Raw genomic sequence first — 25425 nt, 5'->3', positions numbered from 1 at the left:
TAGTTTCAACAAGGTTTACTCTTAATTGTCCAAGTCCTCAAGCTCCTCTGGAGCATCTTCCCTAAAGAGACTCGTTTCTTGCTCTTCAAGTTCTAGTTGATCAATAGCAACAAGTTCCTCTAAACTATTAATCCCCATAAAGTCTAGGAAATAATCAGTAGTCGCATATAGGTTAGGACGACCGACAGCATCTTTTTTACCAGCCTCTTGAATGAGATCAAAGGCCTGAAGTTTAGCAATAGCACCACTAGAATTAACACCTCTAATGTCATCGACTTCAGCACGTGTAATAGGCTGTTTATAAGCAACTATAGAGAGGACCTCAAGACTCGCTCGTGATAGACTCTGGTTAATAGGCGTTTTAGAATAGTCACGAAGGAGACTTGCAAAATCTGGCTTAGTCACCAGCTTATAGGTATTTGACGATTCCAATAAACAAAGAGCTGAATCCTCATCTGCCGCGTACTTGGCTTGCAATTTCTCCAAGGACTGGGTCAGACCCGTCACTGGCATTTCCAAAAGCTGTGCCATAGTACGTAGACTAAGACCATCTTCACCTGCCACAAAAAGTAAAGCTTCTAATCGTGCTAAGTGACTACTCATTCGTCCATTCCTTTCTTAGTGTGATTGTACCAAAAATTGTTTCCTGATGTACTGATATGCGATGTACCTTAATCAATTCAAGAGTTGCCAAAAAGAGGGTGATTACTTGATTCATATCCTTAGCATCCGTGAAAAGTTCATCCAGATACAGCTCATTTTTTGAGCCAAATGCTTCCTCAATAATCAGCATCATGTCTTCAATTTTATAATCGTCACGCGCAATGGTTGTGTGGTTTCGACGAATTTCTTCTTGCTTTTCAGCCATGATTTTTGAAAAAGCCAAGAAAATGTCTTGAATAGTCTTATCCTGATTCAGCGTCACATCTTCATAAACCAATTCAACTTTTGGTTTTGAAAAATACTGAGCTCGTACTTCATGCTGCTTAGCCAACTCTTGACTAGCTGCTTTGAAGCGTGCATATTCTTCCAATTGACTCAAGAGCTCTAGTTCTGGATCATCTGCTTCAGGCTCAGCTTCCACCACTGTGGGCAGAAGCTTACGACTCTTAATCAGCATGAGCTGACTAGCCATAAGCATATATTCCCCTGCAACTTCAAGCTTCATGGCTTGCAAGGTTGCTAAATAAGCCAAGTATTGCTCGATAACCTCAACAATGGGAACATCGTAAATATCTACCTCATACTTAGAAACCAGATGGAGCAACAAATCCAGTGGCCCCTCAAAATCTTTTAACTTAATATCCATTAGGTTTTGTAGTATTTCTCCAAGGTCACTGGACTTTTTAGTCCCAGTAAACGAGCAAGTTCAAAGGCGCCCGTTCCCTTTTCAATCTGTCTAAGAATAAATTGCTGACGCAAGACTTGAGCGGTTACATTCGATAAACCACAGTCACTAACATAAGTCTGGATTTGCTTATACAGCCATTGTCGAGTATAGAGCTTACCCAAAAGCAAGCCCTGGCTGTTCGCATCTTTAATAGCCAACAAATACTGCTTCACATCTGCTTCAAGTCTGAGAACACGCTTAGTGCTTCCCTTGGCCACAGTTACAACACCAAAATCCAAGTCAATATCGGCCCAGTCCAACTCCAAAATCTCTGAAGGTAAGAGTCCCAACTCTAGAATCAGCAGACAAGCCAGCTTACCAACCCCTTCACGCCCCTCATAAAGCGATGAAAAATCCAGTATTCGCAACTTATCCTCCTGAGAAGGTATTGTAACCGTCTCTGATAGTTTGAAAAATTTCTCTAATTCACCCTTTTGATAGAGGTATAGCAAAAATTGATTGACCGCAGAGCGCTTACGCTTTTGTACGGATGGCTTCCATTCCTTCAGTTGGTTTTCATAGAGCTTGAGACTGGTTTGATCAATTTGTCCTGAAATCGACGTTGCAAACTGCTTAAGATCATAAGCATAAGCTTGCTTTGAACTCTCCGAAATGACCTTAGTAGCCAGAAAATCAGTGATCTGAGTTGTCAGTTGTTTTTGGAATGATGATATAGTCATGTGTAAAGTCATGTAAGAGGCTATTAACCGCCTTTAGAATCGATTTTCGTGTGATAATTCCTTTGAAAATACCTTGGCTGTCAACCACAGGAAGGAAAGGATTATTAACTAGCTTATGCATTACCTCATTTAGATTGGCATTATCTTCCACTGTTTCCACGACATCTGATGTCATCGGTCCGATATCACGGTTAACCATCTCCCACTCTTGCAAGTTATGTTCATCTTGATAACGCTTAATATCTGTCAAAGATATGGTCCCAAGATAGTGCTTATCCTTAGTCAAAACGGGAACGCGCGAATAACCATTGCTTGTCAAAAGCAAGACCACATGATCAGCGTTGTGACTATCAATAAAAATAGCAACCTGATCTGATGGAATTAAATAATTATCTAAATGAGCCAACAAAAAATCTTCAAATTCTTTAGCAATCATCGTTCAAATTCCTGTGTAAGTTCTGAATAAAGTTCATGGTCACGTGTGTAATATTCTACACGAATTTTTGAACTGTTTATAATCACCTTAGCATAAAGTTTCTCATGGATAGGTCCACGTGGCTGTGAAACAGATCCTGGGTTGATAAACACTGTCTTACCATTTCGCCAAGCTGCTGCCGCATGCAAGTGGCCATAGAGGCAAATATCTGCATCCTCTTGTTGCGCCCAAAGATCTAACTTGTCCCAGGTAAAATTAATGCCATAAAGATGACCATGTGTTTGTGCAATAATCACATCACCAAGTTTTACGACCAAACGTTCTGGATAACCTGAATCATAATCACAGTTGCCACGAACCACATGGATACCTTCCCAGACAGGATCACTTGATTCTAACTCAGAATCTCCGTTATGGAAAATAGCATCTACCTTCCCCTGATAACGATTTTTTATATCTACTACAATGTCACGTTCTCCATGGGAGTCGCTCATTACGATTATTGTTTGTTCTGCCATGCTGGGAAGACCTCCATAAGTTTCTTAACAGCTTGTCCACGGTGAGATTGTTCATTTTTCTCTTCTGCAGAAAGCTCTGCTGCCGTTTTACCCGTATTACCAACTAAAAAGAGTGGATCATAACCAAAACCATTGTCACCTTTCGGTTCTCGGCCAATATAACCCTTCCAGTCGGCATCAACAACCAAACTATCACGTCCAGGGGCTGCAACAACTAGGGTTGTATGGAAGTTCGCAGTACGTTTGCTATCATCAAGCACCATAGCCAGCTCGTGTAATAATTTAGCATTATTTTCATCATCCGTAGCATCAGGACCAGCAAAGCGCGCAGACCAAACTCCTGGTAAACCTCCAAGAACATCTACCTGCAAACCAGAGTCATCTGAGAGGACCATTTTACCAGTTAATTCAGAAATGGTTTCCGCCTTCAAGCGTGCATTTTCTTCAAAGGTCATACCCGTTTCGGCAACTTCAGGAAGATCTGGATAATCATTAAGATTCTCTACCTTAATGCCTAGTTTTCCAAATAGTTTACGAAATTCCTTGGTTTTTCCTTCATTGCGTGTCGCAATCAATAGGACATCACCAAAGTCTGATTTATTATCAGAACCAAAGAAATCACTCAAGGCAACACCTTCTCTAGGCACATGCACATAGACAAGCTTATCTGCTTCACTAACTACCAAAGCCCCTTGATGTTGCGTAACGGCTAGGTCACGACCAGTTTCCTCTTTCAAGCAATCCAAAATAAAGGATACCAAGCGAAGGTCTGAAGAATATTTCGCAATATGTAACTGAAAGCCACTAACAGCCAAAACGTTAGTCAAAGCTTGGAAAAAGTCAACAAATTGCTCGTAGGCCTCATCACCACCAAAACAAGTCAAGTGATTGTAGCTTCCAAAACTAGCCAAATACCAGTCTTGTTCGTCTTTATATTCAAAAATTGATTTAGTCATTTTCTAACTCCTTGCCCAAATCGACATGTTGGACAGCAACTTCTTCACCCAGCCATTGTTCTGCGATTTCTTTAAAACCAAGCACACTAGCCGTGGTGTAATATTCTTCCGTCTTGTCTTCGACTTCACGGCTGCGATTAATCTCAAAATAATTGAGCAAAACAGAAACATCACGAACTGTTTCCGCTCCGCTATCAATTAGCTTGACACTTGGCCCCATAACATTTTGGATGATGGGACGTAAAAGTGGGTAATGGGTGCAACCCAAAACCAAGGTATCTACCTTACCGACTAAAGGTGCCATGCTTTCATAAACAATTTTTTTAGCCACACTTGAGTTAATTTCATTGGATTCAACAATAGGGGCAAAGCGAGGACAAGATAAACTCAAGACATTCATTTGTGGTGCCAAATGCTTAATTTTTTGTTCATAGATGTTAGAGGCAATCGTCATTGGAGTCCCAATGACACCAATATGACCCGATTGGCTAGACTTAATAGCCGCACTAGAACCAGGCAAAACCACACCTAGCACTGGGATATCTAAGGCTCCTTTGATTTCCTCCCAAACTACTGCCGTTGCCGTATTACAGGCAATAACAATCATCTTTACATCTTTGGTCAGAAGGAATTTAACCAACTGCCAGGTATACTGTCTGATTTGTTCTGCTGGTCTAGGACCATACGGTGCCCTAGCAGAGTCACCAATATAAACAATAGACTCGTGAGGCAACTGACGTTTAAGTTCACGTACCACCGTCAGTCCTCCGACACCAGAATCTAAAAATCCTATAGGTCGATTATCCATCTTACCTCCTTATCCCCTAGGTTACATGTAAAAAGCTGAGATTCACGTCCCAGCTCCCCACCATTATTTTTTCTTTTTCTTGCTATCTGCAAGTGCTTGTTTTTGTTGTTTGATAATTTGGTTATATGTTTGACGCACTTTTGCTTCATTTGGTTTTTGACCCGCAGCTGACATCATGGTACGAACAGCGTCCACATTCAAACGAGGATTTTCAGCCAATTCTTTCTCCATTTGTTTGCGGGCAAAGTAAGCGCCTCCATAAAAACCACCCAAAAGGGCTACAAAAACAAGAATAATCCAAAGGACGGTGTTCATAAATTCATTTCTCCTATAACGTTGATTTACCTTATATTATAGCAAAAATGGCCCCTACTGACAAATAAGACGTTGATTCTGAAAAACGCCTAGAAAAATAGTTTTTTCGTTTAAAATACCGATAAAATGAGACTTTCAGTATTTTTCACTTACAACTGTAAAGGACTTGTAAGATTTCTAGAACAAAAATAGGTTATTATATAGGTTGTGGAATTATTATTATGTTTATATAAAGGGGTTTATTTATGCTCAAGGAAGCAACTATTTCCGAACGAAAAATTGTCAACGCATTTATTGAACTCTTAGAGGAGAGTTCACTCGAACAAATCAGCATCACAGATATCATCAAGAAGGCAAATCTCAGCAGACCGACCTTCTACTACTACTATTCAAATAAGGAAGATTTGGTTGAAACAACCTTCTCAAAGATTTTAGATAAAATCTCAAGTATTCTTCAGGAAGACATGACCTACCAAGAAGGTGTTGTCACTGAAATGCTACGATATCTTAAGGAAAATCAAAAACTCTGTCTCACCTTGATGACACACATTCCAAACATCAATGAGATGATTCGTGAATTCATTATCGAGACTATCCTTAACTCTGATATTGAAAATGTTACAGAACTCATGGAACAAAGCTATCATATCCCTGCTAAATATTCATTGGAAGTTTATGTTAGCACCATTGTTACCATTTTAACACTATGGCTCAAAGAAGGCTGTATCGAATCCCCTGAGGAGTTAGCCGATATCATTCTTGAAGCTGTCATCATTAAAGTAAAATAAGCTAGAGTCTTTAAGGCCTAGCTTATTTTTTGTTAAATATCAAAATCAAAACCATCAAGAGTGGCAAAGTAATCATTCATCGTCTCTGCACGACGAATCATACGAGCTGTGCCATCTTCTTGGTAGAGAATTTCTGCAGAACGAAGACGTCCATTATAGTTGTAACCCATTGAGAAACCATGAGCACCTGTGTCGTGGATAACCAATGTATCTCCAATACGAGCTTCTGGCAATTCACGGTTCTTAGCAAACTTATCATTATTTTCACAAAGTGAACCTGTCACATCAACTACTTGAATGTCACCATCTGGATTAGTCATATTCGTTATGTGGTGGTAGGCATCGTACATAGCTGGACGAAGCAAGTTAACCGCAGAAGCATCTACACCAACATAGCGACGATAAGTGTCCTTAATATGAAGAACCTTAGTCACGACAAGGCCATGAGGTGCTGTCATGAAACGCCCAAGTTCAGTGTAAATACTGATATGTCCAAGACCATTCGGAACAAGGATTTCATCAAATTTAGCATGAACCCCTTCACCGATAACGGCAATATCATTTTGTTTATTGGCTGGTGTGTAGTCCACTCCAACACCACCTGATAAGTTGATAAAGTCAAGACTAACACCAAGTTCATTCTTGATTTCTACCGCCAATTCAAACAGTTGAGCAGCCAAGGTTGGGTAATACTCATTCGTTACTGTATTTGACGCTAAGAAAGCATGCAAGCCGAATGATTTCACTCCTTTTTCTTTAAGGTAGGCATAGCCTTTGAAGAGCTGTTCCTTAGTCATCCCAAATTTTGATTCTTCAGGATGATCCATGATATCAGTACCGAGAGAGAAGACGCCCCCTGGGTTAAAGCGCAAAGAAAGGGTTTCAGGAAGTCCTGCAGCCTCTTCCAAGAAAAAGATATCTTCGTAAGCATCAAGGTTAATTGTCGCATTAATATCACGAGCGTAAACAAACTCTTCTGCACGTGTATCATTAGACGTAAAGCTAATGGCACTACTATCAAAACCAATTTTCTTACTCATGACAAGCTCTGTATCGGTCGCACAATCGACACCACACCCTTCTTCCTTCAAGATTTTGAGGATTGCTGGATTAGGTGTTGCTTTTACAGCAAAGAATTCCTTAAAACCTGGATTCCACGAAAAGGCTGCATTAACTGCACGTGCTGTTTCACGAATGCCCTTTTCATCATAAAGATGGAAAGGGGTCGGAAATTCTGCAGTGATTTTTTCAAGTTTATCAGCTGTAATAAAAGGTGTTTTTGTCATTTTATTCTCCATTTTTTTACAATAGTAACCCTATTATAGCATAAGAAAAGGCTTGAAACCCAATTTTCTAATAATCTCAAGGCATATTTCATGATACAATAGTCATATAACCTAAATAAAATAATGGGGGATTATTTATGAAAAAATATCTTTATTCTGGGGCACTTGCTCTAGCAGCAGTCTTGACATTATCGGCATGTGCCAAGCCAAAACTCGATGCCAAGCTTTCTGTTAACGATATTGTCTACATGTCCGGAAGCGATCTCAAACTCAAGGATGACCAAACCTTGGTTGAAGTCTCATTCAAACTCGAGAATACCTCAGAAGATATGGAAAACGAACTCAAAACGTCTGCTAAACAATTCTACCTCAAAGATAAGGATGGTAAGAAAGTCACAGCAAGCAAGCTCGACAAGAGTGACCTACCTACTCTCTTCAATAAAAACAAAAATGTAGAAGATGCTACAGATGATTTTGGAAAAATTGAAGCTGACGACTACAAGACTGTCTCCCTCTTTTTCGAAGTTAGCAATGACGAAAGCTACAAACTCTACTTTGAATCAAAAGATGAAAAAACAGAAGGTCAAACGGTTTCTACTAACCTAAAAGATTTCGATGGTAAAACAACGACCAATGTTAAAAAGGCTGTTGATGCTTATTTCAACGCAGTTCTTCTAGGTGGTGAAAGCAAAGACTACAGTAAATTTGTTTCTAACGACTTGGATAAAGCTAAGGGAGAACTTAACCAATATTTCTCAGATAGCCTTCAATACAGCTATGATGCAACTGATAACATCAAACCAACCGGTGATGAAATTCCAAAAGTTTTTGGTTGGGTCCAAACTGCTAACCGTGAACGCGGTAGCTACACTGTTGATAACATTATCGTCGCTAAAGATAAAGCAGAGTTTAACGTCAGCATGTCAACTATCAGTATGAAAGCTGCAGACGATGCCTATGGTGCTAATCACCCAAATCTCACAGATGACCTTAAAAACTACCTACAAAGCAATGGTGCTAACGCTGGAAATGTCGACCAACTAACAAGACAATACTACATGGAAACTTACCTACCGAATTCAATCAAAGAAGTAAGTCCATCAGCACCAAAGACAGAAGGAACAAATATCTTTGATAATTACTCAGTCGAGCTTACTAAAAAAGACGACAAGTGGGCCTTCCCAGATAAAGATAGCTATGTCGGAAAATGGGATTACTACCCACTCTTCTACGCTTACACAGGTCAGCAAGGGACACTTACAAAAAACTATTAGACATTAAAAAAAATCAGCCAGATGGCTGATTTTTTTACTAATTACGTCTAGCAAAGAGTCGCAAGATATTCAAGAATAAGTTAATGAAATCCAAGTAAAGACTAAGCGCCATAGATACTGCCCATCCATCTGTAACCTGACCATTGGCACCGTAGTAAACCTTTTTAATCAACTGGTTATCGTAGGCAATTAAACCAGAGAAAATAAGAATTGATACAATACTAATCACAAAACTCATCATGCTACTTGCAAAGAAAATATTAATCAAGCTAGCCACAATAATCCCAATCAAGACTGCCATAAGGAATTTAGCCATGCCTGATAGATCTCGCTTAATACTAACTCCGATAAGGGCCATGATAAAGAAAACAATGGCAGTGCTAAGGAAGGCTTGAAAAACTATGGCTTGCGTATATTGAACGATGATAAAACTAAGTGTAAATCCATTCAAAGCGGAGTAAACCAAAAATAGAGGTAGGGCCGCAGGTGTATTTCTTCGTGCAGCACCGCTAGCCAAAAAGACCAAACCAAACTCTAAAAAGAGGGCTGCCATGTAAACCCAAGAATAATTCATGAGAATATTGACAAAAACATGTGAGAGAGGAAAGAGCATCAGATAAGAAATGACTGCTGAAAGTCCCACTCCTATACCGACAAGGCCATAAATCTTTCCGAAAAAGCGGCTTAAGCCCGCATCACTAGTCGTATAAATTGCATTTGATTCCATAGTTATCTCCTAAAAATAATGAATTATTGGTGGTGGCTTTGTAGGGTCTTACGACGGAAAAACTTACGATTTTTAATTCGGTTTCGTAAGGGTGTCGCCGCTTCTTTAACCGCCCAATACTTATCCACCATCGTAACAATATAAGATTCCTTATACTTCGGCGGTGCAATCGTTGCTCCCCACATATGCTTGAGGATAATATCCTCTTCTTTTTTGTTTAGATTTACAAGCTTTCTGGCATTACGAACAGCAATACGTGGGTGTACCCAAGCATGACTCTTATTAAATTTAGTCACTCGCCAATCATAATAGAAAAAATCATGTAAGAGACCGCCTCGAGCAGTACTCTTGGCATCCCAGCCAAATTTTTTAGCAATCTTATAGCTGGTGTAACTAACATTAACCGAGTGTTCTAAACGTGTCGAATGATGGTGCTGTACAATCCCATCCAATTTTTGAAAACGTGGGTGTGAAATCAAATGTCCCACAACTTCCATGAATTCTTTATCATCTTCTGGTCGTTTCATAATAATACCTCATTAATGTTTCTAATGCTTCTTCATTATACCACTAGTGCTTAAAATTACTTTAAAAGTCAGTTGTTTTCTCCTAAAATCATCCTTGAGACCTAGAGACTAAACATGAGAATTCCTGCTGCAACAGCAACATTCAAACTCTCCGCCTGACCTGGCATGCTAATATGTACGAGTTGATCAGCAGACTCAGCCATTTCCTGACTAATTCCCTGACCTTCATTTCCCATCACTAAGGCAAAATTGCCATCTGTCTTAACTGCTTTATAGTCAACAGAAATATCTGAGAGAGTCGTTGCCAAAACAGGTACCCCTTGCTTTTTGCAAGCCTCAACCATGTCAAGAATAGGTCCACGATAGATTGGAAGATGGAAATGACTTCCCTGCATAGAACGCAAGGTCTTCTGATTATAAATATCAGCTGATTTATCTGACAAAAAGACTCCGTCATAACCTGCGGCATCCGCTGTGCGAATCATTGTTCCTACATTGCCAGGATCCTGAACATCCTCCAAGAGAAGATACTTCCCTGAGAGAGATTCTGGCAAGGCTTGAGATTGTTTAGCAACTTCTGCCACAATCCCTTGGGGGGTCTGGGTTTCACAGAGCTCCTTGAGCACCTCTGGACTAACCAACTTCACCTTATCCATATTAGCCACACGATTAGCCATTTCCTCAAGCACGAAAACTTGAAGAATATCGGCACCACTTGCCTTTGCTTCCTCAAAAAGATGCCATCCTTCTAAAAGATAGCTAGTTTTACGGTGCTTGCGCTGCAATAATTTTCTAGCAGATTTAATGCTAGCATTTTGCTTTGATTGAATGATTTCCATACACTCATTATAGCAGAAATTCCTTGATAAATCTTGGACTTGACCGACTTTATAGCAAGGATTATACTAAAGGAAAGAGCTTTCAAAAGGAGGTCGTGGACCATGCAAAAAGTAAGATTATTAGTCTCAGGAAGAGTCCAAGGTGTTGGTTTTCGTTATTCAACCTATGCTCTAGCACTAGATATTGGAGATATATACGGTCGGGTTTGGAATAATGACGACGGAACTGTTGAAATCCTAGCTCAGTCAGAAAATCCTGCTAAGTTAGCTAAATTTATTCAAGAAGTTCGAAAAGGACCTTCAAAATGGTCTAAAGTAACCTATGTCGATGTGACCATGGCAAACTTCTCAAATTACAGCGATTTTCGGATGGCTAATTAAGAGGAAGCCACCGTTTTTAGCTTGTTCTCTTCCTTAAAAAAAGGTAAAATAGACAAGTATAACTAAAAAACAAAAGGAATGATATTGTGAATAAAAATCAAAAACGTCTAGCCCTGATGGGGCTTGCTGCCAGCATGCTACTCTTCCTATCAGGATGTGTGAGCCTTGATAAGTCTGGTAATCCTACTGGTTGGGTCTGGAACCTCCTTGGTCGCCCTATGAGCCACGTCATCACCTACTTCGCAGATAATCTTGGTCTCGGCTTTGGTCTTGGTATTATCTTTGTTACCATCATTGTTCGTTTGATTATCTTGCCACTTGGTCTTCACCAATCTCGTAGCGCAGCCTACCAATCAGCAAAACGTGAATACCTTGCGCCTATCTTGGAACCAATCAACGAACGTTTGCGTAACGCTGAAACTCAAGAAGAAAAAATGGCTGCCCAGTCTGAACTCATGCAAGCTCAGCGTGAAAACGGTCTAAGCTTGATGGGTGGTGTCGGCTGTCTTCCTCTATTAATTCAGTTCCCATTCTTCTCAGCACTCTACTACGCAGCACGTTACACTCCTGGTGTACTTCAAGATAACTTCCTCTGGTTTAACCTTGGTCACCGTGACTTCCCATTGATTATCATCATCGCAGCTCTTTACTACTTCCAATCTTGGTTGTCTATTCAACAAGTTCCTGAAGAGCAACGTAAACAAATGGCAGCGACGATGTACAGTATGCCGATCATGATGATTTTCTTTGGTATCAGCTCACCTGCAGCCGTAATCCTCTACTGGTTCGTTGGTGGTATCTTCTCTATTATCCAACAGTTGATTACCAACTACATCATCAAACCTCGCTTGAAAGAAAAAGTTGCTGAAGAGTTCAAAAAGAACCCTCCAAAAGCACCTCGTACTACACCAATCAAGCGTAAAGATGTAACACCAAAAAATACTCAAGCAATTGCAAGTAAACCAAAGAAAAACCGTAACGCCGGTAAGCAAAATCGTAAATAAGCTACAAAGCACTCTTGGCAAATACCAAGAGTGCTTTTCTTATAGATTAATTCAGACTAGCCTAACTCCTAATAGCGCCGGCAACCAAAAAGGGAGTGCGACAGAACAACTGTTTTGTCTCACTCCCACTAGTTTCAAATATTGGACACCTTAATGCCAACAGTCACTTAGGCTGTTTTTTCTACACTAAGGATTTCTACAGAGTAGCTACCTGCTGGTGATTCGATAGCGACTTTGTCGCCAACTTTCTTACCAATCAAGGCTTGAGCAATTGGGCTTTCATTTGAAATCTTACCTGAAAAGATGTCAGCACCGGCTGCACCAACGATATGATAAGTATCTTTGTCGTTTGTACCAACTTCTTGAACAACAACAGTTTTACCAATTGCAACCTCGTCATTAGCAACAGCATCACTATCAACGATTTCTGCATAACGAATTTTTGTTTCAAGAATTTGAATTTGTCCTTCAACAAAGGCTTGCTCGTCTTTGGCTGCTTCATACTCAGAGTTTTCTGAAAGGTCACCATAAGAACGTGCAATCTTAATACGTTCTACAACTTCTGGACGACGGACGAGTTTGTACTCCTCCAATTCCGCTTCAAGTTGTTCTTTCTCTGCTTGTGTCATTACATATGTTTTTTCTGCCATTTTTTTCTCTTTTCTATTTTTTGAGCCGTTGGCTGTATCGTTAGAATCACTATTCGTTTGCTTGATTTTAACTAGCCAATCAGACTATTTATCTTTTAGTTTGCTGTTAATGTAAGTTTCAACATTATGCTGATGCTCTTCATAGCTTTCAGCAAAATAGACATTACCAGTGGTTACATCTGCCACAAAGTACATGTACTTGGTAGATGATGGATTGATAACCGCTTCAATCGCAGACAGACTAGGACTGTCCACAGGACCTGGCATCAACCCCTTATGAACATAATCATTATAAGGGGAGTCAATGTTTGTGTCAATAGTTGCATCTTCTTTCAAGGTCGTTTCCTGACCAAGTTTTCCAAGAGCATAAAGAACTGCGATATTACTTTGTAGAGCCATGTCTGAGTTTAGACGATTATAGAAGACGCTCGCAATATTTTTACGGTCGTCATCTGTAGCTCCTTCTTTTTCAACAAGAGAAGCTAGGGTCAAAATCTCATTAACATTGTGTCCACTAGATGAAATCGTCGCATAGTAAGGTGATAGGTAGGTATCCATCGTTGACAACATTTCCTCTGCCAAAGACTCCACCGTCGTATCATCATGAATGTTATAAGTTGCTGGGAACAGATAACCCTCTAGGACATACTTAGCATCCGTAGCATTTGGAAGGTTTGCCAACAAGGTTGGGTACTTCGCTTTCATCTTAGTAATGAAAGCATCATCCTTCATCAATTTCAAGAAATCTTTCGCCTTAAGTCCAGTTGATGTTTTTTTGCCTTTTTTAGCTGACGAATTAACCTCAACTGCCTTGGCAATTTGATCGATGGTATATCCTTCTTTGACTAAGACCGTACCAAGAGATGGCTCCTGAGGTTTATCACTACCTTTTTTCTGAAGTGCCTCAATAATTTCATCCATGGTCATGCTAGCCTGAAGGTTGTAGTAACCACTTTTCAGATTTGAGATGTTTTTAAACTTGGTATAGTAATTAAAGACCTTACCAGACTTAATAACACCAGCTGATTCCAAGAGTTGGCCGATATAACTGCTACCTGAATTTTCAGGAATTTCAACACTAACAAACTTAGTTGAATTAACATCTTTTGCGCCAACAGCATCACTAACATAGCGATAACCAAAGAATGTAGCTACTGACAAGATAAGTAGCAAGAAGATGATAATGTTTCTTGCAATTTTACCAGCACGACGGTTATTTTTATTGCGTTTGTGATTTCGGTTAGAACGTGAAATCGGCTCTTCGTCGACAATGTCAGCCTGTTTACCATCTTTTGGCGAAGACTTTTTCTTCTTCACTTTCTTGCCTTTCTTTTTCTTAGGTTTTCCAGAGGGTTCTAGAGAAATACTCTCATCATCCTCATTACCATCAGCTACTAGCTCTGATTGAACCTTTTCTTGCGACGCTTGGTCACTTGTTGCATGATGTTCCTGCAAGAATGCTTCTTTTTGACGTTCTGAGGTCAATTTGGCCTCCAATTCTTTAGGGTCTGTATAAATAGCTTCGTTAGACTTAGCTTCAATGAGCTCCTTGGCAACATCTGCAGGAATATACTCCTCTTCAGATGCTTCGTTAAGGCTAGTTTCCCAAACTGGACGTTTAAAACGACGTTTCGACGTTTCAGTCTCCTGAGGAATATTTACCTTTTTCTCCTCCTCAATTGGCTCTTTAGGAATAGACGCTAGGTTTGAATGAGCATCAGATACTAAAGACTCCGCTTGAGAATCTGAAAACAAGCTAAGACTATCTTGTTGAGAATCTCGGGCTGTCTCAGAAGTCATAGATTTAGCAAAGGCACTGTGAGAAACAGAATGTGAACTAAAATCTTGGTTACTTACTTTATTAGACACTGAATCACTACGAGTTGTAGCGCTCTCAGCTGACGTTGAAAGTGGTGTCTCGGGCATAGTTGCACTTTTATTATGCTCCTCCTCACGAAGAGAACGGAGCCGTGTCGCTTCTTGTAAGTCTCGGAGAATCTGATCTTTGAAGCTTAGGCTATCTTCAGAAGCTTCCGAGTGTTCATTAAACTTGTCCGTCAAGGCATACCTCCTCTATAGTAACAAACGCCATTATATCTTAAAAAGTCAGTTAATGCAAATCAATTGGTCCTTTGTCACAGTAACGTAACACTGAAATCAATGGGTTTCTGGGTTCTCCCAGACCATATTATACCAAGAGCTTCCACCATGATTTGATTCCGATTCTCCCTCATCAGTGAAACCATTGATCTCATAGTAAGCAATCAAGTAATCATGACAAGTCAAACTAATACCTTGGCGTTTTTGAGCAATAGCCAGATCTTTAAGCGCTGCAATCAAGGCTGTTCCAATACCTTGCCCTTTAAAGTCTTTGGAGATAGACAAACTAGTCACTGCAATAAAACCTCCTTGACTAGCATTAGGAGCCACTTTATGGAACAGGTCATCTGTGAGATAACGTTCCGCAATCACAGGTCCTTCGATGTAACCAGCTACAACGCCATCAATTTCAGCAATTAGAAAGGTATCACAAATCGTCTCTAAACGCTCTGCAATAGCCTCTGGAGTTGCAGCCTCTTCAGGCGAAAAATTTTCTTGTTCGATACGAACAACATCAGCCCAATCATCCTCTCGGGCATGTCGAATAAGCATATCAAATTCCTTTCTATTAAGAGAAAGAGCTGAGCGAAATCGCTACAGCCCTTAATATATTACATGTGTGTTTGCAAGCTTGCTAGGAGCTCTTCGAACGAGCGTTCGTAAAGTTGGATGTCCCCAGCTCCCATAAAGACATAAACAGCATTGTCATGGTCAAGGAGAGGTGAGACATTTTCAACTGTAACCACTTTGGCAGGTTTATTGATCTTAGCAGCAAGATCTTCAACCTTAACATCACCATGGTCAACCTCACGCGCTGAACCGTAAATTTGCGCCAAATAAACAGCATCTGCTTCACTCAAAGCTTCAGCAAATTCATCAAGAAGGGCGATGGTACGTGTGAAGGTATGTGGTTGGAAAATAGCAACAATCTCTTTAGATGGGTACTTTTGACGTGCTGCATCAAGCGTTGCAATAATTTCAGTTGGATGGTGGGCAAAGTCATCGATGACAACAGTACCACTGATAATTTTCTCTGTGAAACGGCGTTTAACACCTGAGAAAGTTTTAAGGTGTTCCGCAACCAAGTCCATGTCAAAACCAGCTACATAGAGGTTCCCAATAACCGCAGTTGCATTCAAGATATTGTGACGACCATAGGCTGGCACATGGAATTCTCCAAGGATTTGTCCATCATGTTTCACCTTGAAATTAGACCCTGTCGTTGTACGCACAATGTCTGTTGCTATAAAGTCATCATTTTCTTCGAAACCATAGTAATAGATTGGCGCATTGGCTGTAATCTTACGAAGGTGTGGATCCTCACCGTAAACAAAGAGTCCTTTTTGCACTTGCTTAGCATAATCATCAAAGGCAGAGAACACATCATCGATACTTGTAAAGTAATCAGGATGGTCAAAGTCAATGTTAGTGATGATTGAGTATGCTGGGTGGTATGGCATGAAATGACGTTCATATTCATCAGACTCAAAGACAAAGTATTGCGCATTAGCAGAACCTCGTCCAGTTCCGTCACCAATAAGATATGACGTGTCTGTGATATTTTTCATAACATGTGACAAGAGACCTGTTGTAGAAGTCTTACCATGTGCACCTGCCACACCAAAGCTAGTGAATTGATCCATGAAGTGACCCAAGAACTCGTGGTAACGCTTAAAGCTGTAGCCATTTTTAATCGCATAAGCAACTTCAACGTTATTATCTTCACGAAAGGCATTTCCAGCAATCAATTCAACATCTTCTGTGATGTTTTTTTCATCGAAGGGAAGAATAGGGATACCTGCTTGCTCAAGACCACGTTGAGTGAAGTAATATTTTTCCACATCTGAACCTTGAACCTTGTGTCCCATTTGGTGGAGCATCAAAGCCAAAGCTGACATACCAGATCCTTTAATTCCAATAAAATGATAAGTTTTTGACATAGTTTCTCCTTACAATCGCACTGCGATTAGTTTGCGTCTTCTAAATGCGTCAAATTTAATTCTTGAGCAACTCGGTGTTCACGGTAAGTTTGACGTTCTGGGTAATTATAAACCTGGCTACGTTTCAAGAAGTCATAGCTATTTTTCTTGACGTTCTTACGAGATGGGTTACTAGGCTGTTGATAGGTTGGAGCCACTTCTGCCAAGATGTAAGAATCTTGTTGCAGACGATTTGCCAAGTGATGGATCTTTGAGTGCTTCCCATTAGGTGCTAAAGTTCGCTTGATAGCACTTACAGGAGCTCCCAAGATAGAGGCTGTCACTGGTCCTTTATCCGTTGTTACAGCAGCTGGCTCAACAGTGGCCTCAAAGCTTGGTTTAGCTTCTACCTTAGGCTTAGCAGTCAGTTGACGGCTATTAGTATGTTTGGTTTGTTGAACTTCTTGGCGGAGGAATTTTTGGCGTTTCTCACGTACATCACGCTTAGCCTTTTCACGGGCTTCCTCAGCATAAGTCATGCCAGCTTCTTGTGTCTCCACTCGTTTTGGAGCCTGCTTACGATTGCTAGGCTTAGCTGACAAGAAATCATAGTTCGGCAACAAATCATTGTAGTCCTTATCTTGGTAAGGGCCACGGATATTTGTGATTAAATCTTCATTTTCGTATAGGCGCATAGAGACCGGTTCTTGCAAGCAAGGTTCCCCGTCTGGAATCAGCGGAAATTGTCGTCTTTGGCGATGCATAAAAGACTTCCTTTCATTTTCGAGATGATGCGTATCTTAATATAAATAATCGGGAATGGGAAGATACGTCTTGCAATATTCTATTATAACCTAATTCAAAAGATTTGCCTAGTAGCATTTTCACCTCTTAGTATTCCAATATCAAATATAACAAATTAAGATATTGCAATACCAAGAATTTCTTTAATATCCTCAACGGTCATGCTGGCACGGCTTTCATTGCCATCCAAGACGGTTGTTACCAGGTTTTTCTTGCCTTCTTGAAGCTCAAGAATTTTCTCTTCAATAGTCCCTCTTGTAATCAAACGGTAAACTTCGACATTTTGTTCCTGACCTATACGATGCGCACGACTAATAGCCTGCATTTCTACCGCTGGATTCCACCAAAGGTCAATCAGAATAACCGTATCAGCACCAGTTAGATTCAGTCCCACTCCTCCTGCTTTCAGAGAAATCAAAAAGGCATCTCGACTTCCTTGATTGAAGGCTCTGGTCATCTCCTGACGACTATCAGATGGTGTTGACCCTGTTAGCTTATATGAGGAAATTCCTAATTCTTGTAAGAGCCCCTCTGTAATATCTAACATCCCACGAAATTGTGAAAAGATAAGGACACGATGGTCTGACTCCTTAATTTGGCTAAGCAACTCTCTAAGGCTATCTAATTTTCCGCTATCTCCCGCATAGTCCATAAAGAGAGCTGGGGTATCACAGATTTGTCGTAAGCGGGTAATTCCTGACAAGATTTCCACCTTACGACGGTTGATTTCCTGATCACTTGCCGAAATTAATCCTTGTTGCATCTGTTGCAATTGTGCTAAATAGATAGCCTTTTGAGCATCTGACAATTCACTTTGGTGAGTGATTTCAATCAAATCTGGGAGATCAGGAAGGACCTCCTCTTTTTTACGTCTTAGAATAAAGGGAGAAATATACCTAGCCACTTCCTTAGGTGTTAACTTAAGAAACGTTTTCTTAGCTGGTAAAAGTCCTGGTAGAATAATCTGGAAAATAGACCAAATCTCCAACAAATGATTTTCAATAGGCGTTCCAGATAGTGCTAAGCAATGTGGAACAGAAAAATCACGTAGATATTGGGCAATCTTTGTCTGTGTATTCTTCATGACCTGAGCCTCATCGAGAATGAGATAGTCATATTTGCCAGCCTTGTAAGCATCAAAATCCTGACGGAAGGAAGCGTAGCTTGTAATAATAATCTGGTGGTCTTCAGCAATGATGTCATCACGTTTTGGCTTGAGTCCATAAGAAACCGCTACATCTAACTGAGGGGCAAACTTTTTAAACTCATCCTGCCAATTGTAAATCAGGCTTGATGGTGACAAAACCAAAACTCGTTGTCCTTCTTCTAAATGTGCAGAGAGATAGGCAATAGTTTGCAAAGTTTTCCCCAACCCCATATCATCGGCCAAGATACCGCCAAAACCATAGTGATGCAACATCGATAGCCACTGAACACCTCTTTCCTGGTAGGGACGAAGGCCAGCTTCTACCTTATAGGTTGGCAAATCAAAGGTCTCTGGCTTACTCAAATGTTGCGTTAAGAGTTGGAAATCTTTTGAAAAACGAACAGAATCACTTTCTGAAAGAGCATCCATCAATTGATAGGCAGTTAATTGATTGAGTTCTAGGTGACCTTTTCCTGAGTAACGAGCTCTCAGAGTTTTGAGACTCTCACTAATACGATGCGTCGCTTCGTCAAAAACAATCAACTGACCACTACGATTGATAAAATAGGGCGAGCTTTCCATCAAGGCTGCTAAAGCATGATCCACATCTTCGTCGTCAAGACTTGAAAAATCAAAGGAAATATCTAATAAATTTCCCTGACGCTCTACCTGAACCTGTGGACTCTGCTCAACCCGTAAGTCACGTAACTCCTGTCCAATCAGAACCGTTCCTGCATTTTCAAAATCTGATAGAGTATTTGTAAAGAAATCATAGAGCTCTTGACTGCTACTTAATCGTTTAGATGACTGAAAATCAGGGATGAATCCATGCTTAGACATCAAACGAAAAACTGCCTGCTCATGACGATAGTTACTGGTAAATCCTAAATGACTCAACTCTTGGCGATCATGTACCAAGAAACCATCAAAATCAAAGGCTAATGTAAGAATAATCTCACTGTCACCTTTCAGATCAAAGTGAAATCTCGGTGTAAAATCCTTGATATTAAAAGCTTTTGGTGCCTTAACTGGCCCCATAGTCTTAAAATCAAAAAGACTAGCAGCCAAGATGGCTTGTTCATCGAGATTAAAGCTGACGTGCTTATTCAAATCGCTTCCGATTGGAAGAGAGCGTAAGCCAACCAAAAGTTTTTGTTGTTTTCTATTCAGACGATAAAAAACACCTTGATAAAAGAGAATACGATTATTAAAAAAGGCCTGACTATTCTTCTCAGCGACAGTCAATTCAATCATCTTGGGCTCGACACAAATATCAAACGAGAAGAGATGAGCATCAGCAGTCAAATCCTCGACCAAAAGTTGGCGATATTCGGTTCCTTCCCATTCAAACCTAAAGCCATCCAAATCTTGCATCCGTCTCAAACCTTCCTCAAAAAAACCGTAAGGGAGACAAAGGTGACGTGCATTATTCGGTAAAATAAAGTCTAAATTAGTCTTGGCTTCATCTGGAATCATCCGTCCTAGGAAGTCTAAAAATTCCTGTGAAGCCTGGTCAAATTGAATAAGCGATAGGGGTTCATAGTAGTTCTTACCTATCTGATAATAACCTTCAGCCTCCACAAGTTTGAGGAAGGCAGGAATATCTCGAATAACATAAGAACGTTCATCTGGTAAACGACGTAAACGTATACTCCACCAAATCTCTGAGCCAAAGGTAGATTCCTCTCCCTCTACCATCAAGCTATATCTAACGGTATCATCTTCATTCAGGGAAAGGCCTTCTAAAAATAAACCACCAAAAGAGTGACATCGCTCTTGGCCCTGAGAAGACTCTTGTTCCTCTTCCAGTTCTGCCAAGAGGCGCTGGCCTTCTTTATCGTTTTTTAGATAATACTCAACCGCTGCCAAATGGGGACAATAGCCTTTTTGAGCAAAATAATCACAGTCACACGTGATTTCAGAATCATTGAGTGCATAAATTAAATGATGTTGGTCAACTGTTGTATCCAACTGAGTTTCTGAGACCTGATGAATGGTAATGAGATCCTTTTCAAAAAGTTCAATACCCTCATTACGGACTCTACCCGGCATCAATTTTGCCATAGTATTCACCCCTATCTTATCCCTCTATTATAGCACAAAATCCTTATAAACTAGGCCTTCACCAAGATAAAACAAAAAACACTCCCTAAGGAGTGTCGCAGATTATTATTAATAATCCAGTTTATCTGAGTGACCTGAACCATTACCAACATAGTAACCTGTCTTACAGTTGATACTGAAGAGGTAAGTTCCATCTGGAAGGTACAAGTTGTAGTAACCATTACCATTGATGATGTTAACTGGCTCAAGGATGAAGTTATCTCCTGAGAAGTAACCACGTGAGTGTGATGTTTCGATAATCTTATCAAGAACACCGTCAGCCCAAATCCAAGCTGGGTTACTTGTATCTGCTACTACGTTTGCATTATAAGGCACACGTGAGCGGTCACGTTGAAGGATTGATGGGTTATAATTTGTGATTCCGCGTGTTACAACTGTTGAAGCTGCAGCCGAACCACCAGTAGTTCCTCCAGTCGCACCAGTTGAACCTGAGTTAGCTGATCCATTTTGCGCTCCAGAAGTATTTGATGCAGCCGAACCACCACTATTAGAAGCTGCTCCAGACGTGTTATCACCTGAAGGTGCAGCAGGACTAGCAGTATTGGCGCTATCAGCAGCTGTCGCTGCAGATGTTGCGCTCGCAGCCTTAGCTTTTTCTTCAAGCTGAGTCTTACCACCCTTAATAGCTTCTTGAATAGTGCTATCAAGACTCGCATTCCCAGTTGTTGTTACACTTTCTGGAAGATTATTAAAGTTAGCATCGGATTTAACAGCGATAGAGGCATTATAGCTACCATCTACAAGAGCATCTGACTCAAACTGACTGTTAATCTTTTGTACAGCTTCAATTTGCTTCTTCAAATTATCATATTTTTTCTTAGCTGCATCATAATACTTGGTTTTCTCCAATTTCTTGAGCAGTTTTTCCAAATCTGATAGCTTACCAAATTGATCATTAGCGAGTTTTGTTTGCTCGTCATCTGTGAAGAAATTCTTATACATTTCTTCGAAGGCCTTATTATCAGCAGCTGCCGTGTCCTTGCTTGATGATGACGTCACTGCTGAAGAAGCTGTGCTTGTTGTTTTTGCCGATTGGCTATGTGTTCCCTTATAAAGAGCATAGCTACCACCAATAATAGCTAAAGCAAGAACTGCTAGAGCACCGATAACAACACCTTTACGGCGGTAAACTGGAATGTCACCATCAAAGGCACTCTTATGCGATGGCGAAATAGATTCTGAAGAGATTCTGTCTTCTGCAGATGGGTGATTAACTGCCATAGACACTTTTGGTGTTGTCTTTTCTTCATCAGCTTTTACTCCAGTTACCCCTGCCACTGTTGATGCAATAGCCGCCAAATCGATAGTGTCTGAGATAGTAACATCATCCAACAAAGGGTTTGAAGCTTGTGGCTCAGTATCATCAATATTGGCGACAACAGGATTTTGTGGTTCTGGATCATCAATGTTAGCAATCAAAGGATTGTTATCATCAATATTATCGACCAATGCATCGTTATAGGCTGGATGATTAGTTAAAGTAGAGGAATCAGCAAGTGCATCACCAAGGTCAAATTTTTCTGTTTCTGACGTGATGAAACGATCAGCATTCGTTGACGTAATGATAACTTCAGAACTTTGACTTTCTGGTTCTGCAATAACCTCAGGTTCAACAGGAGCATTCGGCAACTGCTTGTCAATATGAGATTGAGTTTCATCAGCTTTGTTATCTGTAGCACCAAAACCAAATGTGACCGGTGTTACTTCTTCAGTAGCTGTTGTTGAGTTGATTGACTCATTAGCCATTGATTGGCTAATCAAACCTGAATCCGCAAACTCCTGACGTTGCTTTTGAATAAAAGCATCCAAAGGTGATGTATCGCCGTCAGCTTCAATTTTCTTTGAAAATTTTTGTGAGGCAACTTCTTCACGGTGTTGCTTGATATACTTATCCAAAATGCTATCTGTTTCTGTTACACCAGCATTAATCTCAGCTTCTTTGCGGACAGCCTCACCGACTGTCATTTCCTTGGCATCTTGGAAATCTAGCTCTTGGCTACCTTCATAGCCATTTTGTGTTTTATCTTCTGACACGTTTAATTTACCTTTCTAGCCTCAGAACGGCGAACACGTTCACCAAAATATTGATACAAATCAACACGGAGTGTACCGTTATAAAGCTTACGTTTTTTATCGGCTTTCATACCGTACTTGCTTTCAAATTGTTCATCGCTGGTCAAGATAAACTTGCTCCAAGTTTTAAGTGGCGCAAAAGTTTGACCCATTTCATTATACAAGATATCCACAGCCTTGTCATCCAACAAACGTTCACCATAAGGAGGGTTTGAAATAATGACACCATTGATTTTATCTGTTTTCAGGTCCTGTAAACGCATTTGTTTCAATTTAATAACATCTTCAAGACCTGCCTCACGAGCATTAGCTTTTGCAATCTCAACCATACGGCCATCAATATCACAACCCATAATGTCTAATTCAACATCATAGTTTGCCTTGCTATCTGCTTCATCACGTACCGACTGTACTAAATCTTTATCCACCCAATTCCATGCTTCAAAGGCAAAATCACGATTAAATCCTGGCGCAATGTTCATACCAATCATTGCAGCCTCAATACAGAAGGTCCCTGAACCACAAGTCGGGTCAATCAACGGTTTATCCGGATACCAGTTACTAAGTTCAAGGATAGCAGCCGCCATATTTTCCTTAATAGGTGCCCCACCTTTATCAGTACGATAGCCACGCTTAAAGAGACTAGCACCTGTGGTATCAATCAAAACCGTAGCCTTATCCTTTAAAATAGAAACTTCAACCTTAAATTCTGCTCCTGTTTCTTGAAGAGGCACTCCTTCTGGACGGTGGAAATACTTCTGCAATTTCTTAACAACAGCTTTTTTGGAAATCGCCTGAACAGATGGCTCATTATGAAGCTTTGATTTAACACATTTAGCTTTAGAAATTGGGAACTTTGCACCTAGCGGAAGATAATTTTCCCAGTCTAAGGCAAAAACTCCCTGAAAGAGTTCCTCAAAGGTACGTGCTGGAAATTCCCCCACTACAATCTTGATACGGTCTGCTGCTCTCAACCAAAGGTTAGTTTCAGCTATTGCACGAACACCGCCTTGGAAACGCACCTTACCATTTTCAACCTGAGTGTCATAACCTAACTCACGCAATTCACGTCCAACCACAGCTTCAAGACCTGCTGCAGCAGTTGCTACTAATGTAAATGTTTCTTTCATTGTCATCCTTTTATCTCATTGTTACGAGTACAAACTTTCTTAACTGACGGCTTATTTTCCCACTCTTTTCTTTAGATATAATTGTAAAAGAGAGAATTCTTGCTAAAAGAAGGCTGAGACATGTGTCCCAGCCTCACCTATATGCAATTTTCTATAAGCCATGTTTTGTTCCAGAAGTGACTAGGTACCACTTCCTTCGATAATCATCTGTCTACTGCAAAGCAGTCAGGATGGTCCGTTCGTTTCCAGCCATCCCATGCCCCTACCAAAGTTTGGGTTGCTAGCTTGAGGGGTTTACCGCGTTCCACTTTTTAGGTTTCCCTAAAAACTCCGTCACTGTGGCACTTTCAGAGCTACTAAAACCTATCCGAAGACTTAGCCAGTTCACTCGCCGTAACTTGAAAATCAAGTCCCTAGGCTTATTAATTCACCTAGCACAAACACTACTGGCATCACAGCCAGTGCTAGCATGGACTTTCCTCATGGAAGACTAGCAACCATGCGATTATCCAAAAATTGCACAAACCAGTTTTATTCGACGATTTGTTTTCCAAAGACCTCTTTTTCCAAACGACTGATACGTTTTAAGATATCATAGTTTGAAGCCGAAGCAACATTGGCATTCGCACGTGATGGCTCACTTGTCGCACTTGCGTATGCTGGGCGACTTGCAGGAGCTGATGAAGCTTTAGCCTTAAGTTTTGCATTTTCTTCTTGCAATTCCTTAACTAGAGCAATATAGACACCGTAATCTTTGATTACATCATCTAAAAACTCATCAACTTCTTTTTTATCGTATCCACGCATGCTTGTTTTAAATTCTTGTTCGTAGATTTTCTTGGGCGTTAAATTAATCTTAGCCATTTTTATTCTCCAATACTTGTCTTATCTAACTTACTAATACTTTACTGTCTAATATTTTTATGATACAGAAAAAAAGATAAAAATGCAAGTTTAAAACTCAATTATATCCTATTCCGACATGACCTCATTGAGGTCATCAAAAGTCAGTCGAGATACGGGATAATCCCTTTCTTCTATCATCATACCGTAAAAATATTTCAGATTTGTTTCATTTTCAGGTTCATAAAATAAATAAGCCTGATCTGTATTGTCAATGAGAAACTGATTAAATTGTTTAAACTGTGCTGGAGATTGGTAAGCGGGAAAGCTATACTTGACAAAATCAACCTGCTTAAAGGCTGCTAGTTTTGTTTGATTCGCTTCATTCCAATTCTGACCGTGCGTTTCAAAAGGGAAGAGTGTCGCTAACTTCAAAGGATACTCTTTCTGAAGTTCTTTAGCCACTTCTAGTGCCCAAAATTCAAAACCGAGGTTGCCGGTAAAAATCATCCAATCCACACCATCATCCAAGAAACGCTTAAAATCACGTTTAATTGCTTTCTTGATAATGGTTACTTTAGGGTCCTTGTCTTTAAAAATACCGAGTTCAAAGCTCTTATAACCAGTTACCAGTAGTGATGTCATTTATTGTTTTCCTCGTTCATTTTATGGTATAATAAAATAGTCTTTATGCATATCTTATAAA

26 protein-coding genes and 1 other RNA gene are annotated in these 25425 nt (G+C 40.2%); 4 read left to right on the top strand and 23 right to left on the bottom strand.

The genetic code is table 11. The features are described 5' to 3' along the window. Nucleotides 1-21 precede the first annotated feature (21 nt). The 8 genes from scpB to NST80_RS01440 all read right to left on the bottom strand — a co-directional run bounded on the left by scpB (nt 22) and on the right by NST80_RS01440 (nt 5103). Nucleotides 22-603 (bottom strand): SMC-Scp complex subunit ScpB, encoded by a 582-nt coding sequence (gene scpB / locus NST80_RS01475; RefSeq protein WP_049529104.1) that lies wholly within the window; start codon nt 601-603, stop codon nt 22-24. Further along, nucleotides 596-1309 (bottom strand): segregation/condensation protein A, encoded by a 714-nt coding sequence (locus NST80_RS01470; RefSeq protein ID WP_049529105.1) that lies wholly within the window; start codon nt 1307-1309, stop codon nt 596-598. The genes scpB and NST80_RS01470 overlap by 8 nt, the downstream gene beginning before the upstream one ends. Beyond that, entirely contained in the window at nt 1309-2070 is a 762-nt protein-coding gene (gene xerD, locus NST80_RS01465) for a site-specific tyrosine recombinase XerD (protein ID WP_183138094.1), read from the bottom strand. Before xerD ends, NST80_RS01470 begins: the two co-directional genes overlap by 1 nt. Beyond that, a complete protein-coding gene (gene cbpB / locus NST80_RS01460) occupies nt 2024-2506 on the bottom strand; it encodes a cyclic-di-AMP-binding protein CbpB (RefSeq protein ID WP_002883680.1) in 483 nt (160 codons plus the stop codon). Before cbpB ends, xerD begins: the two co-directional genes overlap by 47 nt. Beyond that, nucleotides 2503-3024 (bottom strand): metallophosphoesterase, encoded by a 522-nt coding sequence (locus NST80_RS01455; RefSeq protein ID WP_002886530.1) that lies wholly within the window; start codon nt 3022-3024, stop codon nt 2503-2505. Before NST80_RS01455 ends, cbpB begins: the two co-directional genes overlap by 4 nt. Next, entirely contained in the window at nt 3006-3980 is a 975-nt protein-coding gene (locus tag NST80_RS01450; RefSeq protein ID WP_183138093.1) for a nucleoside-triphosphate diphosphatase, read from the bottom strand. The genes NST80_RS01455 and NST80_RS01450 overlap by 19 nt, the downstream gene beginning before the upstream one ends. Next, complete coding sequence (gene racE / locus NST80_RS01445) at nt 3973-4788, bottom strand: glutamate racemase (RefSeq protein WP_183138092.1); 816 nt, start codon at nt 4786-4788, stop codon at nt 3973-3975. Before racE ends, NST80_RS01450 begins: the two co-directional genes overlap by 8 nt. 63 nt (nt 4789-4851) lie before the next feature. Beyond that, the gene (locus tag NST80_RS01440; protein WP_002883695.1) at nt 4852-5103 is read right to left on the bottom strand and encodes a YneF family protein; all 252 of its coding nucleotides are present in this window, start codon (nt 5101-5103) and stop codon (nt 4852-4854) included. 245 nt (nt 5104-5348) lie between these two features. On the opposite strand from NST80_RS01440, the gene NST80_RS01435 reads away from it, so the two are divergent. Further along, entirely contained in the window at nt 5349-5891 is a 543-nt protein-coding gene (locus tag NST80_RS01435; protein ID WP_002883702.1) for a TetR/AcrR family transcriptional regulator, read from the top strand. Nucleotides 5892-5923: 32 nt separating this feature from the next. Here the strand turns inward: NST80_RS01435 and NST80_RS01430 are convergent, their stop codons facing one another. Next, nucleotides 5924-7177 carry a diaminopimelate decarboxylase gene (locus NST80_RS01430; protein ID WP_002883679.1) on the bottom strand — a complete coding sequence of 418 codons (1254 nt, stop codon included), beginning with the start codon at nt 7175-7177 and terminating at the stop codon, nt 5924-5926. Nucleotides 7178-7314: 137 nt separating this feature from the next. On the opposite strand from NST80_RS01430, the gene NST80_RS01425 reads away from it, so the two are divergent. Further along, complete coding sequence (locus tag NST80_RS01425; RefSeq protein ID WP_002883688.1) at nt 7315-8451, top strand: DUF5105 domain-containing protein; 1137 nt, start codon at nt 7315-7317, stop codon at nt 8449-8451. 37 nt (nt 8452-8488) lie between these two features. Here the strand turns inward: NST80_RS01425 and NST80_RS01420 are convergent, their stop codons facing one another. From NST80_RS01420 to NST80_RS01410, 3 genes are all read right to left on the bottom strand, one after another. Next, nucleotides 8489-9178 carry a Bax inhibitor-1/YccA family protein gene (locus tag NST80_RS01420; RefSeq protein WP_183138091.1) on the bottom strand — a complete coding sequence of 230 codons (690 nt, stop codon included), beginning with the start codon at nt 9176-9178 and terminating at the stop codon, nt 8489-8491. Between the two features lie 23 nt (nt 9179-9201). Further along, nucleotides 9202-9705, bottom strand: coding sequence for an HD domain-containing protein (locus tag NST80_RS01415; protein ID WP_002883682.1), 504 nt, complete (start codon nt 9703-9705; stop codon nt 9202-9204). 101 nt (nt 9706-9806) lie between these two features. Next, entirely contained in the window at nt 9807-10544 is a 738-nt protein-coding gene (locus NST80_RS01410) for an RNA methyltransferase (protein ID WP_183138090.1), read from the bottom strand. Between the two features lie 102 nt (nt 10545-10646). On the opposite strand from NST80_RS01410, the gene NST80_RS01405 reads away from it, so the two are divergent. Further along, entirely contained in the window at nt 10647-10925 is a 279-nt protein-coding gene (locus tag NST80_RS01405) for an acylphosphatase (RefSeq protein WP_002886522.1), read from the top strand. 86 nt (nt 10926-11011) lie between these two features. Continuing rightward, nucleotides 11012-11929 (top strand): membrane protein insertase YidC, encoded by a 918-nt coding sequence (gene yidC / locus NST80_RS01400; protein ID WP_002886520.1) that lies wholly within the window; start codon nt 11012-11014, stop codon nt 11927-11929. 167 nt (nt 11930-12096) lie between these two features. On the opposite strand, the gene greA is transcribed toward yidC, so the two are convergent. From greA to NST80_RS01345, 11 genes are all read right to left on the bottom strand, one after another. After that, nucleotides 12097-12579, bottom strand: a complete 483-nt coding sequence (gene greA, locus NST80_RS01395) for a transcription elongation factor GreA (protein WP_002883697.1) — start codon at nt 12577-12579, stop codon at nt 12097-12099. Nucleotides 12580-12663: 84 nt separating this feature from the next. After that, nucleotides 12664-14640, bottom strand: coding sequence for an endolytic transglycosylase MltG (gene mltG / locus NST80_RS01390; RefSeq protein WP_104020621.1), 1977 nt, complete (start codon nt 14638-14640; stop codon nt 12664-12666). Nucleotides 14641-14736: 96 nt separating this feature from the next. Further along, entirely contained in the window at nt 14737-15231 is a 495-nt protein-coding gene (locus tag NST80_RS01385; RefSeq protein ID WP_037610666.1) for a GNAT family N-acetyltransferase, read from the bottom strand. 59 nt (nt 15232-15290) lie between these two features. Then, nucleotides 15291-16619 (bottom strand): UDP-N-acetylmuramate--L-alanine ligase, encoded by a 1329-nt coding sequence (murC, locus tag NST80_RS01380; RefSeq protein WP_022496367.1) that lies wholly within the window; start codon nt 16617-16619, stop codon nt 15291-15293. 26 nt (nt 16620-16645) lie between these two features. Next, nucleotides 16646-17362, bottom strand: a complete 717-nt coding sequence (locus tag NST80_RS01375) for a hypothetical protein (protein ID WP_014633860.1) — start codon at nt 17360-17362, stop codon at nt 16646-16648. 155 nt (nt 17363-17517) lie between these two features. Beyond that, complete coding sequence (locus NST80_RS01370; RefSeq protein WP_118172041.1) at nt 17518-20613, bottom strand: DEAD/DEAH box helicase; 3096 nt, start codon at nt 20611-20613, stop codon at nt 17518-17520. Between the two features lie 108 nt (nt 20614-20721). Next, nucleotides 20722-22707 carry a cell division site-positioning protein MapZ family protein gene (locus tag NST80_RS01365; protein WP_118172040.1) on the bottom strand — a complete coding sequence of 662 codons (1986 nt, stop codon included), beginning with the start codon at nt 22705-22707 and terminating at the stop codon, nt 20722-20724. A 2-nt stretch (nt 22708-22709) separates the two neighbouring features. Beyond that, a complete protein-coding gene (locus NST80_RS01360) occupies nt 22710-23876 on the bottom strand; it encodes a class I SAM-dependent RNA methyltransferase (protein WP_041817330.1) in 1167 nt (388 codons plus the stop codon). 149 nt (nt 23877-24025) lie between these two features. Continuing rightward, nucleotides 24026-24393, bottom strand: an RNA gene (gene rnpB, locus NST80_RS01355) — RNase P RNA component class B. Nucleotides 24394-24407: 14 nt separating this feature from the next. Continuing rightward, entirely contained in the window at nt 24408-24740 is a 333-nt protein-coding gene (gene gpsB / locus NST80_RS01350; RefSeq protein ID WP_045769238.1) for a cell division regulator GpsB, read from the bottom strand. Nucleotides 24741-24848: 108 nt separating this feature from the next. After that, nucleotides 24849-25364 (bottom strand): DUF1273 domain-containing protein, encoded by a 516-nt coding sequence (locus NST80_RS01345; RefSeq protein ID WP_118172039.1) that lies wholly within the window; start codon nt 25362-25364, stop codon nt 24849-24851. Between the last annotated feature and the right edge of the window lie 61 nt (nt 25365-25425).

The sequence above is a fragment of the Streptococcus sp. FSL K6-1323 genome (assembly GCF_038630745.1).
GTDB classification, from domain to species: Bacteria; Bacillota; Bacilli; order Lactobacillales; family Streptococcaceae; genus Streptococcus; species Streptococcus salivarius_D.
Note: the sequence above shows the minus strand (reverse complement) of the source record. Positions and strands in the feature narration are given on the sequence as shown.